This is a genomic window from Ktedonobacter robiniae, assembly GCF_016587375.1.
GTDB classification, from domain to species: domain Bacteria; phylum Chloroflexota; class Ktedonobacteria; order Ktedonobacterales; family Ktedonobacteraceae; genus Ktedonobacter; species Ktedonobacter robiniae.
Genome location: NZ_BNJG01000004.1, coordinates 232,270 through 246,668, shown reverse-complemented (window position 1 = coordinate 246,668; position 14,399 = coordinate 232,270). Strand labels below are relative to the sequence as shown.

At 56.3% G+C, this 14,399-nt stretch carries 11 protein-coding genes and 1 pseudogene; 3 read left to right on the top strand and 9 right to left on the bottom strand.

The window, feature by feature from the left end; genetic code table 11:
- Positions 1–858, bottom strand: coding sequence for a sugar phosphate isomerase/epimerase family protein (locus JMJ04_RS41830; protein ID WP_201376334.1), 858 nt, complete (start codon positions 856–858; stop codon positions 1–3).
- Positions 855–1,910, bottom strand: coding sequence for a Gfo/Idh/MocA family protein (locus tag JMJ04_RS41825; protein ID WP_201376333.1), 1,056 nt, complete (start codon positions 1,908–1,910; stop codon positions 855–857). The genes JMJ04_RS41830 and JMJ04_RS41825 overlap by 4 nt, the downstream gene beginning before the upstream one ends.
- A gap of 330 nt (positions 1,911–2,240) precedes the next feature.
- On the opposite strand from JMJ04_RS41825, the gene JMJ04_RS41820 reads away from it, so the two are divergent.
- Entirely contained in the window at positions 2,241–2,957 is a 717-nt protein-coding gene (locus JMJ04_RS41820) for an MgtC/SapB family protein (protein WP_201376332.1), read from the top strand.
- Positions 2,958–3,104: 147 nt separating this feature from the next.
- Here the strand turns inward: JMJ04_RS41820 and JMJ04_RS41815 are convergent, their stop codons facing one another.
- The 4 genes from JMJ04_RS41815 to JMJ04_RS41800 form a co-directional block, all read right to left on the bottom strand.
- Positions 3,105–3,833, bottom strand: a complete 729-nt coding sequence (locus JMJ04_RS41815) for a GH25 family lysozyme (protein ID WP_201376331.1) — start codon at positions 3,831–3,833, stop codon at positions 3,105–3,107.
- 179 nt (positions 3,834–4,012) lie between these two features.
- Positions 4,013–4,615: a hypothetical protein gene (locus JMJ04_RS41810; RefSeq protein WP_201376330.1), complete on the bottom strand. Its 603-nt coding sequence runs from the start codon at positions 4,613–4,615 to the stop codon at positions 4,013–4,015.
- A complete protein-coding gene (locus JMJ04_RS41805) occupies positions 4,546–5,619 on the bottom strand; it encodes an ArnT family glycosyltransferase (RefSeq protein WP_201376329.1) in 1,074 nt (357 codons plus the stop codon). The genes JMJ04_RS41810 and JMJ04_RS41805 overlap by 70 nt, the downstream gene beginning before the upstream one ends.
- 67 nt (positions 5,620–5,686) lie before the next feature.
- Positions 5,687–5,848: a hypothetical protein gene (locus JMJ04_RS41800; protein ID WP_201376328.1), complete on the bottom strand. Its 162-nt coding sequence runs from the start codon at positions 5,846–5,848 to the stop codon at positions 5,687–5,689.
- 502 nt (positions 5,849–6,350) lie between these two features.
- Between JMJ04_RS41800 and smc the strand changes: the two genes are divergently transcribed.
- Positions 6,351–10,133 carry a chromosome segregation protein SMC gene (smc, locus tag JMJ04_RS41795; RefSeq protein ID WP_201376327.1) on the top strand — a complete coding sequence of 1,261 codons (3,783 nt, stop codon included), beginning with the start codon at positions 6,351–6,353 and terminating at the stop codon, positions 10,131–10,133.
- A 12-nt stretch (positions 10,134–10,145) separates the two neighbouring features.
- Here smc and JMJ04_RS41790 read toward each other — a convergent pair.
- Together JMJ04_RS41790 and JMJ04_RS41785 are read right to left on the bottom strand one after the other, a co-directional pair.
- Positions 10,146–10,646 (bottom strand): annotated as a pseudogene (locus JMJ04_RS41790) (zinc ribbon domain-containing protein); the annotation flags it as partial.
- Between the two features lie 256 nt (positions 10,647–10,902).
- Positions 10,903–11,952, bottom strand: coding sequence for a phosphotransferase (locus JMJ04_RS41785; RefSeq protein WP_201376326.1), 1,050 nt, complete (start codon positions 11,950–11,952; stop codon positions 10,903–10,905).
- A gap of 146 nt (positions 11,953–12,098) precedes the next feature.
- Here JMJ04_RS41785 and JMJ04_RS41780 point away from each other — a divergent pair, with 146 nt between their 5' ends.
- Positions 12,099–12,716 (top strand): hydrolase, encoded by a 618-nt coding sequence (locus tag JMJ04_RS41780; protein WP_201376325.1) that lies wholly within the window; start codon positions 12,099–12,101, stop codon positions 12,714–12,716.
- Between the two features lie 133 nt (positions 12,717–12,849).
- Here the strand turns inward: JMJ04_RS41780 and JMJ04_RS41775 are convergent, their stop codons facing one another.
- Positions 12,850–14,001, bottom strand: coding sequence for an aminotransferase class V-fold PLP-dependent enzyme (locus tag JMJ04_RS41775; protein WP_201376324.1), 1,152 nt, complete (start codon positions 13,999–14,001; stop codon positions 12,850–12,852).
- Positions 14,002–14,399: the final 398 nt, after the last annotated feature.

Sequence of the window (14,399 nt, the reverse complement as noted above, 5' to 3'; positions counted from 1 at the left end):
TTATGCGTATTCCCAGTTGATCTCGCGCAGCAGACGCTGGAGCGCCTGGGAGGCCTGGCGAAAACGATCTGCCCCGCTGAAACCCTGGAACTGGCCCGCGGCCGCCAGGTGTGGTTCAAGCGAGAGAAAGCCATCATACCTATCGCTACGCAGCCGCTGCAGGATGTCTGGCCAGCGGGCCTCTCCCTCGCCAGCGACCACGAGCGTTCCCTGGGCGTTCACATCCTTCACATGCACGTATTCCAGCCAGGGCTTGATCGCATCATAGGCCTGGGGATATGGCACCTGCTGACACTCAAGGTAGTTCGCGGGATCAAAGACCGCGCGCAGGCGTGGATGATTGACGCTTTGCAGGAGATCAACGTTGCGCGCAATTGTATCTCCATAAATCATCTTCTCATTCTCATGCACCAGTGTGATACCAGCTTTGGCTGCTTTTTCAGTGAGCGCTGCCAGCCGTTGGAGCACATCTGCTCTATAGGCATCGATTCCAGGCTCGTCTTGTTGATCCTGGTGGAGGGCCTCGCCTAGAGTAGGCGGATAAAAGGAAAAGATACGTACATAGGGTGATCCCAGGTATTCTGCCACATACAGAGCACGTTCAAAGCGCTGCATGTGCTCAACAAAATCGCTGGTAATCGGAACTTTTCCAATCGGCGAGCCAATCGCCGCGACCCCAATACCAGCTGTTTCAAGTGCTTGCTTGACCTCCTGGAGCTGCTGATCGCTCAGGTCGAGCACATTGCTGTTCCAGGCCCCGCGCAAATCAATGAAGTGGATGTGCTCTTCCTGGAGAACCGCGATCTGCTCTCCCAGGTCGGGCGAGATTTCATCGGCAAAGGCTGAGAGACGAATCATGAGAAGGAGACCTCCTTTTTGGTACGCGCCGATTCATAAATACCCAGAATAATTTCCACGGGATGGCGCGCGGCATACCCATCAATAGCAGGCGTCCGATCTTCGCGGATGGCGTTGATAAAGTCCGCGATCTGCGCGGCATGGGTTGAGGTCTGGATATTTGTAGGATCGGAGGCCCCGGCGCCATTATCCTCTGGCTCCGGATTGCTTGATCCCGCGCTCCCATAGGCACCAACCTCTTCCTTTTCATCGCGAGCCAGGCGTAAGAAGCGCAGCTTGTCATTCTCAATGACGGCCGAACCCCGGTCGCCAAACACTTCGATACGCGTGGTTACACCAGGATAGGCACCCGTGGTCGCGTTAATAGTACCTAGCGCGCCATTGGCGAAGCGCAAAATAGCCACGGCAACGTCCTCGGTCTCCATCGTGTGTACCAGGGTATCGGTATAGGCCTGCAGACTCTTGACCGGCCCCATAAACCATTGAAGGAGATCGATAGAGTGAATAGACTGATTCATCAAGACCCCACCCCCATCCAACTCCCAGGTGCCGCGCCAGGCGCCACTATCATAATAGGCTTGTGAGCGCCACCAGGGAATCGCCGCATTGCCAAGCACTAGACGTCCAAACGCGCCCTCCTCGACCAGTTGATGCACCTGCTGAGACGCGGCATCAAAGCGATGCTGGCTAATAACCGTCAGCTTGCGTCCGGTTTCGCGCTGGACTGCTAGCATTTCCTGAATACGCTCAAGTTGTATCTCCATGGGCTTTTCTACTACCACATGTTTTCCAGCCCGCATAGCCTCGCAGGCGGGCTGTCCGTGTTGCCCACTAGGTGTACAAATACACACTGCGTCGATGGGTGCCTCTGCCAGCATCTGCTGGTACTCGGCATAGGGGGTCGCCCCATATTTTGCTCCGAGCTTCTCCGCACTCGCGACAATGGTGTCCGCGACCGCTACTAACTGCGCGTCGGGCAAGGAGGCAATGGCTTCTGCATGCATCTGTCCAATCACACCGCAGCCAATAATGCCGAACCGCAAGCGTTCCATGAGTTCTCATCTCCTCTTCCAAAAACACAATAATGACCCTCATTCCCCAATGAGGGAACGTTCAGGCTTGATAACTGGCGATCTTCTTCTCATTCCGCGCCGCCACCTGTCCGTTACGGGTAGCATATCACAATTGTCGCCCGGACTTCATCGTTCACTCGCTCTCAATCGTGTATATATACAAGAAAGGGTGTGGCAATGCGCTCGGAGTGAAACGAAAATTGTGCAGTTTGCATTCTCTGAGAATTGCTCTATAGTAAAGAGCGCAATGCACCTATCCATAGGGAATAGCACGATAGTTGGTTGCTAGAAAAGACAGAGAAACAGTCTATGCTTCCATTCCCTCTCATCATCTTACGCCTCTGCGTGGCCTTGCTCCTGGGAGCCACTATCGGCTGGGAGCGCGAGAATCGAGGTCAGGCTGCCGGGATGCGCACGAATGCCCTGGTTGGGCTGGGTTGTGCCTTCTTTACCATTATTTCTGGCTATGGCTTTTATGATCAGCTGAATAGACAACATATCCAGCTAGACCCAACGCGTATCGCCTCCTACGTGGTCGCGGGCATCGGTTTTCTGGGTGGCGGCGCGATTTATATTAGTAAGGATCATCAACATGTCAAAGGGCTGACATCTGCCGCCGCAATCTGGGTAGTCGCCGCGATTGGCATGGCCTGTGGTGTGGGTATGCTCTGGGAAGCCCTTGTGGCAACCGTTATTGCCTTATTTGTCTTGATTGCGCTGCGCTACCTGGAGCGAACGCATCTTTTGGGCCTGGCACCCTTAACCTACGCCATCGATATGACGTTCTCCGCCCAGACCGATACCTCCAATCTGGCAAATGCTATTCATGCTATCTGTGCTCAACAGAAGATAGAGCTGAAGATGCTCCATCTTCAGCAGCAACAAGCAGGCCAGCAGATACACCTGGAATGCATTGCACCAGGGACGTTGCATATGACAACGGCGTTGGATCAATTGCGGGCTATTCCTCACGTCCAGGAGGTAACCATGATTCTGGATCGAGCTGAGAAGCATGCACCCACGTAGACAAGCACCTCTGTTCTCTGCTCTACTTTTGGGGTAGGAGCATCACGAAGAGGGAGGAAGACGAACGCAGTATGGAAGAACAGGCGCTTTCAACACTCGTTACCAGCAATCATATCCTCACTCTTCGGCCTTTCCTAGCGGCTTTTGTCATTTTTTGCTGGTGAGTTCTTGCAGTTTGGCCTTATCGCCAAAGAAGACGTTGAGATCAACAAAGCCGGGGACGCCGGGAATATGCCCGCGACTACTATACTGCCAGAAGGTCCAACCATTCTTCTGGCTCCACTGGGCTGGCATAAGGATATCGCGTATCCAGATGGCATATTTCGTAAAGTTGCCTTTGATATACTCGTCGTAGCGAGTGTGATCGGTATAGATAATGGGCTTGACCCCGTAGTAGGCCTCTATACGGTCCAGAAAGACCTTGATTTCCTTCAGCATAATCGCGTGATCTGGGCCAGATACCTCCAGGTCCAGTACAGGTGGAAGCATATCTGCCTCTTTAGGCACCATGCTGATATAGTTATCAGCCTGCTCAGCACCAGTTCGATACTCGGTATAGTAGTGATAGGCACCTCGAAGGATGCCGTATGTCCTGGCGCCTTGCCAGTTGGCTTGAAAGAATGGGTCTTTATAATATTTGCCCTCGGTCGCCTTCATAAACACAAATGTATAGGTGCCAGTCTGTGACACGAGTTTCCAGTCAATCTTTTGCTGATAGCTTGAGACATCTAAGCCCCGCACCTGGTAACTGGACGCGAAGAGAGCGTTTGGCCAGAGCAGACCCGTATAGAGTAAGAGACCCAGCGAAAGTAGGCAGAGAAATGGGAGGATGAGAAGAAGGATGATGCGTTGGCGGTACTTCAAGATGTTCTTCACAGCCGACCTCCAATGATTGCATATATTATGCATCATACCATACGACCGCTATACTCTACACGCATCTTCTGGGTCAGGTAGCCATAGCGCTCGCGCACGGCTTATTGCCAGGAAAGTAACTCCACTGAAGCCTGGATGTGCGCGGGGAAAAACTGTCGTGCCCCCAACCCTGCCTGGCCTCAATCGTAATGCTTAGCCTGTGCCCAGAGTACCGCGAATGGTACCTTCGCCTTCGGCTGCCGCAAGATCAGGATAGGAGCATGATTCTCAAAGTCCACACAATCATCGCAGGAAGTCCTGGCGGCCAGCGTCACCGAGTTGAACCCCTGTGCAGCGTCCTGGGGAGAAATATTGATCGTGATGACGACCTGGCCGGTACACCCTTGCGGTCCCCAGAGATAGAAGGCGTTGTGTCCGCTGATCGGTGGTGGCAGATGATAGCGCCCACCGAATTGCACGAGCGCACCAGCCTCACCATAATTGGAGGTAAAGATGCAGGCAACCCGCTGCTCATCCATTGGTAGGCTGTGATATACCTGAGCAATCAACGCGATCTGTTCCTCCCAGCCAAAGCGATCCGCCAGGGCTTGTGGCAAGCCGTCGATATCACCTGCATCCTGCTGCGACCCTGCATTGCCACCCTTGCCATAAATATGTCCATACACGGCGGGTGGCAACACTGGCATCACCGCGGGGGCCAGCAACACGGCACTCACGACCAGCAGCACAGGATAGGCCGCGATCCACCTGGGCCAGCGCACCCGCCACTGACCGAGCAGCACCGCGCCAGCAGCATACAAAGGTGGATAGGCTGGTGCCAGAAAATAGGTTTTCCCCTGAATCGCGCTGAAGAGAACGAAGAGGATGAGATACGCCCACCCGAAGACCCGAAAGCGCGCACCACGTGCGGAGAAGAAGTACCACAGTCCTGCCCCCACAAGAGCACCGAGAGGGGATTCATGCCGAGGATCTGGTTGATCAGGAAATCGAGGGGCGACCCACCTGCACTGTGATTTTGGGAATAGCCCGCCCAATACTGCACCGATGCCCAGCCATTCGTGGCATTCCAGATCAGGAATGGCAAGACGAGAGCGAAGGCAATCAGGCCCCCAAACACCGTCCAGCGAGTGAACAGCAGGCTGCGTTGTCGGGTTAGCAGCAATCCGAGGATCAGCGCGAACCCCCAGAAGAGGATGGTCTCCTTCGTCAATAATCCCAGGCCAGCCACCAGGCCGAACGCGAGGAAGTCGCGGGGACGTTCATCGCGCAGCAGGACGATGAGGATGGTGGCAGAAGCCGACCACCAGAATGCATCGAAGACATCATAGGTGTAGATTGAGCCGTTTGCCATCAGGACGAGGGCCGTCGCCGATCCCAGGGCAGCGAGTCCCTGGACCCATCTCGTGCCGCCGAGGAGCCGGGCCATCAGTCCGGTCAGGACGATCGTCCCGGCACAGACCAGAGCCGAGATCACATGGATGGCCCAGAGGGCATTGTTGGTGAGCAAGCGGGGAATCAGTGTGATCCAGGGAACTAGCGGCGGGACATCCACATAGCCAAAGGCGGGATGTTGGCTCATTGCCAGAACATAGAGTTCATCCCGGAAATACCCGTAATTGTCGCCGACCAGGATATGGGCCAGAAACGAGATGCCAGCGATGATCAGCACGGCGGGAGCGAGGTTGACGCGGCGAAGGAGGGTGGTGATGCTGGCACGTAGGGATGAAGCAGCGCGCATGGCAACCACTTTTGCCGATTGAGAACCGCCTCTCAGTGTGAGTCCCATGAGAAAAGATCCTTTCGCGAAAAAGACATCAAGCAACTGTGTAAATCCACCTCACAGGCTCTCTCCTTCAACCACGTCCCAGCTCGTCTTTCCTCTGGCCCATCGAGGCTCGGTATGTGAGGTCTGGGTTTTGCGTAAAGAGTTCGCCCAGAGCAAAAACGCCGCCGAGATAGAGCTGATAGAACTCTTGCAAGTGGGGAATCTGCCCGACAGTGGAAGCGTTTGACAATCTCCTGGTCGCGTGATGATTGTACCATTTTCTTCACCTTCCTTACCAATGTACTTCTGCCGGAAAAGAGCCTTGACTACATATGCCAGCCTCACATAAAAGGTAAATATCAAGGATCTATTTGGTCGCTTCAGAGTAATATGAAAAAGATTATGACGACAGGCTTAGAATGTGAGATGACGATATCGCGAAGAGTGTGATCGATCAGGAATATGTTGTGTTTGATAGAGGTGCTACTGAGTATACAGGCAGTATGTATAGAGGTAGATGAATGATTTAGTTGGAGGGGTATGCTTGCTATGTAAGGGTATGCAATAGATGACCTGCCTATCACTCATGTACTGTGACTGTTTGCCTCACTTTCCGCGAATGCCAGAAAGAGAGAAGATCTCCCGCCTCCTCTCTCTTTCTGGTATTTTTTGAGTACTTGGCTGTAATGGATGGCTATGGTATGATCGACGTGAATTTCTCAGAGTCTTTTCTTGGAGGAAGGGATCGCGTTGTGTATTTAAAACGCCTGGAAATGCTTGGCTTCAAGAGTTTTGCCTCGCGTACGGTTCTGGAGTTTAGTCCAGGGATTACGGCGGTGGTGGGACCCAATGGGTCGGGCAAGTCAAACGTCGCCGACGCGATGCGCTGGGTGCTTGGCGAGCAGAATATGCGCCAGCTTCGTGGAAAGAAGAGCGACGACATTATTTTTGTGGGTGGACAGGGGAAGGCGGCGCTGGGTATGGCCGAGGTATCATTAACCATTGATAACAGCACGGGCTGGGTGCCCTCAGATTATAGCGAGATTACGGTCACGCGCCGTTCGTTTCGTTCGGGCGAGAACGAGTATTTAATTAATAAACAGAAGGTACGTCTCAAGGATGTCCTCTTACTGCTGGCCCAGGCCCGCATCGGACACGATTCCTATACCGTTATCGGCCAGGGCCTGATCGATGCCGCGCTGAGCCTGCGTGCCGAGGAGCGGCGTGGGCTCTTTGAGAATGCGGCAGGCATTCGCCCCTTTCAGGTGCAGCGCACCGACGCCGATAATCGTCTCAAGCAGACGGAGATGAACCTGGACCGCGTGCGCGACATCGTCAGCGAGATCGAGCCGCGCCTGGGGCCGCTGGAGATCCAGGCGAAGCGCGCCGTCGAGTATAAGCAGGTCAGTGCCGAGCTGCAAGAGGTGCTGTTGGCCTGGTATACCTTGCAGTGGCGGCGCCTGCGCGTCAACAGCGAGCGCACGGAGCATCTAGAACAGGAGCAGGCGCGCAAGGTACGTGAGCTGGAGCAGGCCTTGCAGTTCGTTGTTGACCAGGGCATGGGTTATCGCGCCACGCGCCAGCAGACCCAGGCCCGCATTGCGGAACTGCGCCGGGCCTGGAACGAGGCCAACGAGGTCGTCCAGCGTAGTGAGCGAGACCTGGCGGTCAATGAGGAACGTATCGGGGGCCTGGAGCGCCAGCGCGGCGATATGCAGCGCGAGGAGCGCCGCCTGCGTGAGCGCCTGATCACCCTGCAAAAGCAGCTTATCGACCTTGAGGAGCAGTGCGACCTGGCTGACGAGGCGGTTGACGAGGGTTCGGCGAAACTGGCCGACCTGGAGATGAAGGTCTCGCGTGCGCAGAAGGAGTATGAGCTGGATGAGCGCCGTCTGCGGGCCGCGCAGAACGACCTCGTCCAGGTCCAGGCACGCCTGGGCTCCAGCCAGACCGAGCTAGGACGCTTACAGAAGCAAGTGGGCGAGCGCAACCGGACCCTGGCTGCCCGGCGCAATACGATCGCCGAGGCCCAGCAGACGCTGCGTACTCTTGAAGGAAAGCTCGTCGAGGAGCGGGCGCGTCTGCAGGCCATACGCGACGAAGAGCAGCAGGTCCAGCAGCAGAAGCAGGGCATCGCCAAATTCATCGCCGAGGGGCAGCAGGAGATGGAGCGGCTCAAAGGCTTGATCGCGGACGCCGAGCGCAAGCGCCGCACGATCTCCGACCGCCTGAACATGCTCAAGAACTGGCGTCAGAGCCTGAGTGGCTATAGCGATGGCGTCCGCGCCCTCCTGCGCGCCCCCGCTGGCAAGCTCAATGGTATGCTTGGCCCGGTGCCGCAACTGGGCGTTGTCCCCGAGGGGATGGAGCAGGCCCTGGAGGCCGCTTTGGGACCCTATATGCAGGCCGTTGTGGTCGAGACATTAGATAATGCCCTGGGGTGCCAGCAGTACCTACAAAGCTCGAATAGTGGTAAGGCCATGATCGTCTGGTTGGAGCGCGATGGTGAAGACGAGGGAGGCCTGGAGGTCAGCGGCATCCAGGGCCAGGTTGAAGAGGCTGTTTTGCAGCGCTTTTTGGCGCAGAAGCCCGAGTTGCAATCGCGCGTCAAGGGCTTCGCTGCGAAACTGGTCCAGTGTGAGGCACGCTACCAGCCCCTCTTTGTGCGTTTGCTGCGTGGCGTCGTCATAGCGCAGGACCTCGATGCCGCGCGCGAACTCCTGGACTGGGCGCTGCCCCTGAGTCTCTCCTCCGTCAGTGACCTTCCTTTCACCTCCATTGTCACGCTGAAGGGCGATGTCCTGCACGTGGATGGCTGGCTCTCCGGTGGCGCGGGCAAGGGCGGCGCGCAGCAAGGGCTACTTGCCTATGAGCGCGAATTGCGCGAGCTTCCCCAGCAACTCGATGAGCAGAAGGAGCAGCTCGATGCCCTTAATGCCTCGCTCAGCGAGGTACAGCGCGCCCAGGAGGGGCGACGTGTCGAGCAGAACGTCCTCGATAAGCAGCTCCAGAAGCTCTCAGCTCGCGCTAATGAGCAGAATAAGATTGTGACGAACACACAGCGCGATCAGGAGCGCTCGCAGACCGAGATCAGGCTCTCAGCCTCCATTGAGCAGCAGCTCGCCGCCGAGGTCGCGGGCCTGGAGCAAGAGGTCGTCGCGGGCCAGGAACGTGTTCAATCGCATGAGAAGAAGCAACGTGAGATGTCTGGCCTGGTGGAGGAGTTGCAGTACGAGATGGAGGAGCGGGCCACCTCCTATCGTCGCCAGCAGGATGAGCTAGGCCGGGCGCGCACAGCCCTCGCGGTCAAGCGCCAGGAGGCCAAGGCCCTGCGCCAGCAGCTCGCGCAGCAGAACACGCAGGCCCAGGATCTCAAGGCGCAGATTGGTCAGCAGGTGGCGCGCGCCAAAGAGCTTGAGCAACGCCAGCAGCAGTTGCGCGAGAGCACCGAGGGCCAGCGCCAGCAGTTGGAGCAGGCACGTATCCAGGCCAAGGCGCAGCAGACGCAGCTACATGAGGTCGAGGGACAACTGGCCCAGGTTGAGCAACAGATCGCCAGTATCGAGCAGCAGCGCAATCGTATGCAGCGCGAGATGAGTGAGCAAGAGGGCGTCTATCGTAAGGCTCTGCTCGACAGCCAGAAGGCGCGTGACGCCATCGAGACCCTGCTCGAACAGTTGCGTGACGAGATGGGCATCGAAGATCCCCAGGAACTGGCGCGGCAGGCTGAGCGCATCGAGAGTATTGAGAGCGAGCCTACGCCAGGCACCAACGGGAGCCATCCCGCCGCGCCAGAGGCAGATGGGAGTCTCACCGAAGAGGAGGAGGCGCACCTGCGCAAGCTACGGCGGCGCGTAGACGCTCTGCGCAGCCGTCTCAAAGCCATGGGCGGCTGTGACGAGAACGCTCCCCAGCTCTACGAGGAGACGAAGACGCGCTACGAGTTCCTGACCTCGCAGATCACGGACCTCGACCAGGCCGCGCTCCAGCTCCGCGCTATCATCGATCAGCTTGACGCCACCATGGCCCGGCAGTTTGAGGCCACCTTCCAGGCCGTCAATGCCCGCTTCCGCGAGCACTTTACCACCCTCTTCAACGGTGGTAGCGCCCGCCTGGAGTTGATCAGTGCCAAGGGCAGCGAAGAGGAGGGCACTAGCTCGGCCTCGCCCACGAGCATGCCCGCTGGTGTCGAGGTAATTGTCCAGCCACCTGGAAAGAAGGTGCAGGACCTCTCGTTGCTCTCGGGTGGTGAGCGTGCGCTGGTCTCGGCGGCGCTGCTCTTCTCCCTCCTGGAGATCAATCCGCCGCCCTTCTGTCTCCTCGACGAGGTTGACGCTGCGCTCGACGAATCCAATGTCGCGCGCTTCTGCGACATTCTCAGACAACTGGCGCAGAAGACGCAGTTTATCGTCATCACGCACAACCGCGTCACTATGACCGCTGCCCAGGTCATCTACGGCGTCTCCATGCGCGACAGCGTCTCGCGCATGCTCTCGATCCGCCTCGAAGAGGCCGTCGCCGTCCACGAACGCTGAGAGCTCCCCGCGCTACAGCAGCGGGGGTTCCAGGGGTTCGTTCCACGCTTCCAGTCTTGCGTGCCGAAGCAGAAAGGCTGGCTCTTGTGTTGGTTCCCCTGGACTTTCGGGCAGACGCGCTCTGGCTCGGGCCAGGCCCAAGCTTCGGGGCAGAGCCTGCCCCTCTTTCGCGCGTTGGAGGGTGCGCTCATGTGCTGCCAACAGGCGCGCTTCCGCACCTTCCCAATACCTCTGGTATTGGGCACACGAGGGAATGGGATCTGCTGGATCAAGGTAGGCGGCAAGAAATGCGGAGTAGAGGTCGCGTTGCACGGGACCCACGCCACAGGCACACTGATGCCACCGCTGAGAGAGGGGCTTTTTTGCCTTCTTACCACAGCCATGACACCATTGGCTGAGCGCTGTTTTGCGTGTGGGGACCTCGATCAGGGTGCCGCCCGTGCTTGCAACGGTGCGTCTCAATATGTCTACAAACATCCCTGGGGCTCGCAGTCCCACACTCTTGCCAAACTGCAGAGACCGGGAGAACACAAGTTCTTAAGGCATGCTTTTTTCTGTTCTCTTCTCTCAGGCAGGGTGGCGATTCATCTCCGGCATCAATGATCGGGACTTTCTCGCCACTATATCTGTAAACAGATCGCCCACACCTGGAGTATCCCGGTTTACATTGAATGATACGCGTTGACCCCACGCCCATGCAGGCAGTGCTTCTAAAGGGCGCACCTACCTGGTCCACCTGCCGGGCGTGGGCAACTACGAAAGATACAGGTTAGTTTGTTTGCCCTATATTTTTGTGTCCCAGGCGTGCGATGTCTTCACTGATGGCATACCAGCGCTGCCAGCGTCTCAAGACACCCTGAACCCATTCGTTTGTTGTGTCTTTTGCCAGGAGCGAGAAGAACCACGCAAGCCGCCAGGCCACGCTGAAACGTACAGCCTCTAATAGGGCTTTGTGTTCATATGTTGAGAGCCGTCGCCAGCGAGAATAGCCCTGAACCACGGCTGTGATGCGCTGAGGGTCGGGCTGGTACTGAGGGTAAGCCTGGTGTTCGAGTTTATCCCGTTGATCAAAGTGGCAGTGCAGGAGCAATGAGCCGAAATCAAGAATCGGTAGCCCCAGGCCCGCGCATTCCCAGTCAATCAGAGTTGCCAGTCCCTCTTGCGTCTGGACACCATTTTCGGTCCAGCAATCTCCATGGATAAGCGTTTGTGGAAGGAGTGAGTCACGCTGGAAATAATCAAAGGTGTGCTGGCATGCGTTATAAAGGGCTTGCATCTCCTGGGGAACATAGGGAGCGGCGGATCTCAGGCGGTGTGACCCTTCCTGTAGGCGAGTACGCGACCACCAGGAAAGTGCAAACTTACTATCCATTGAAGATTGTTCAGGGAGGGAAAGTGTGTGCAAATGGCCAAGCGCTGCTCCCAGCGCTGCCATCTTTTCTGGACTTGTATCTCTGGCATCGCCCTCCACAAAGGTCGTCATAAACATATGCCACTTTTGATGGTTTCCAATAAGCTCTCCTGTAAGAGGGGAAATGATCGTTGGGGCAGGATAGCCCTGGTTCGTCGCAGAAGATAACGTATGAGCAGTTCCTTGTAGCCATTCAAGGAGGGATTGAGAGCCACTTATAAAGTGAAAGGCGTCGGTCAGGCTGTGCTCCTCATGATAGGCGCGCATCACCCAGGACGGTCCCGTTGTGAAATCGACGCGATATAGCTGCTTTCCCTCTGGATTATGCTTGCATAATGCAGTGAGGGCAAGGGGCGACCGTCCATATATCCGGGTGATGGCGGTCTGAAAAAAAGCAACTTCATTCATTGAAATGTCCCATCTGACGTTCTAGGTGTTAGAAATGGTAAGTTTTAGCCCTTACCTTAATCCATAATGCTCCCTCTTTCATGTTACAATACAAGAGTTCGAGACCGCTGCAATCGGTCTCGAAGAAACGCGAAGGAGATTTTTCCATGTCTTTTGAGTTAGACCCGAACAGGACAGCATTGGTTGTCATTGATATAATGAAACGAGTGTTCTCCTGGGAAAGCCAGCCCCATCCTATCCAGGAAGTAGTGAGCCAAACAACGCGTTTGGTCAATGCATTTCGACAGGCAGAAAGTTTTGTCGTTCTTGTGCGTGTTGCTTCAGTTGATGGTAAAGATTTTTTAGATCCGATTACTGATCCTCTACCCAGCACACTGCTTCCCCATGCACTGGCTGAAGAACCGGAGGACTGGTCAGATATTCTTCCAGCGCTGGGATCTCACCCATTGGACCATCTGGTGACGAAACATCAATGGGGAGCATTCTTTGGTACCGACCTGGATCTTCAGCTCCGTCGTCGGAATATCGACACGATTGTCCTCTGTGGTATCTCGACTAATATTGGTGTTGAGACCACCGCTCGTGAAGCCTATCAACATGGCTACAACCAGGTATTTGCAACCGATGCTATGAATGCGTATTCAGAAGAAGAACATAGACATACTTGTACCTATATCTTGCCGAGAATGGGTCGCATCCGCTCAACTGACGAAATTGTAGCAGCAGTATCTGGCAAACCAGAGGCGTCACACGACCAGGCCTGAACTGGTGAAGGCCTGGTCATGTGAGCCGGGTCCTATCAACGTACGCCTCTATGCTGGATTTCACCAGAGGTATGGGGAATCCTCCAATCACCAGGCAACAATGGCGTAGGGTGCGTACGTCAGTAGCGCCCTTCTACAGCTCCTGTAACGCTTTAACCAGTGTGTCGATCTCATCTTCGGTGTTGTAGAAGCCGGTGGAGATACGCAGGGACCGGGTTTCGGGGATGTTGCGGATCAAGATGTTGCGCTCGCGCAGGGCAGTGACGATCTCTTCGTCGGACTTGCCTTCGATAGTGAAGGAGAGGAGACCGCTGGCGCCGGGCGTGGGTGTGAGCAGGGTCAGGCCGGGGACGCATTGCAGGGCCTGGCTGGCGTAGCTGTTGAGCTGGCTGATGCGCTCGAACATCCACTGATGCCCGACTTCACGCTCAAACCACTCCAGGGAGGCGTTCTGGCCCGCGATAGCTGCTGTCTGCCTGCCACCCACCTCGAAGCGCTGCGCACTCTCGATCAAGGCCCAATCGCCGTGGAAGTTCTTGGCCGACCAGTAGCCGACGTAGGTCGAGGTGATATGCTTGAGCGCCTCACGGCTGGCGAAGAGCCCGCCCGTGCCCTCGGGGCCGCAGAGCCACTTCTGCATGGGAATGGCGTAGAAATCGACCTCAAGTCCTTTCATATCCAGGGAAATGGCGCCGGCAGACTGCGCGCCATCGATGAGCACGGGAATATTGTGCTCGTGTCCCAGGCGATTGACGGCGCGTACATCGAGTACCGCACCCGTAGTCCAGGTCACATGTGAGATAAGGATCAGGCGTGTGTGCTCGTTGATGAGCGGTGCGATAGCCTCGTCGACCGGGCGGTCGGCGCGCAGGCCCAGTTCGGCGAAGCGAATGGTAATGCCATAGCGGTCGCGGAGCTGGTAGAGTGGGGCCAGGGCGCTCATATGCTCGTGATCGGTGGTGATGACCTCGTCGCCCGCCTTCCAGTTAATGCCATTGGCGACGATGTTGAGGCCCTCACCAGTGTTATCGGTCAGAGCGATCTCTTCTTCATCGGCATTGAGCAGGCGCGCGATATTCTGGCGCGCCCGCTTATAGGTGTTGCCCGTATTCTCAAAGCTTTTAGTTCCAATACGTCCCTCCCGCAACTCGCGCTCAAAGTGGTCCTGAACGGCCTGGATACACAAAGTGGGCAGGGGACCAAAGGTGCCAGTATTGAGATAAATATTGCTTGATGTCGCGGGCAACTGCTCGCGGATGCGCTGGATGTGAGATAGGTCTGCCAACGTTTTCGCTCCTTGGATAGATAATGCGATATGCACATACTGTACGTGACTCTCGCGCCTGCGGCGCTCGCCCTGGTATGGAGTAGCCGCGTACGCAAGGAGCGAGCCCGCTCCTTGCGTACGCGGCTACTCCATAATCAAACATTTGCATGCATTGATACTTCAGTATATCGCATAGTCACAGGTTTTAAAATACTTATTCCCTTAGATCCGCCTTGCAAGCCTGATGAGTCTATATCAATCCGTTTCTTTATTAGCCAAGGGAAGGCAGCCCGACAGCGCTGGGTTATCTCCCCTTGGCTCTGTTCTCCTTCTACTTTTGCCCGATATAGAGGAAGTGCCCTGTCAGACCCAGTCCTTCGGGGGTACGGCCAGTCTCTTCGATTCGCATATGTTCT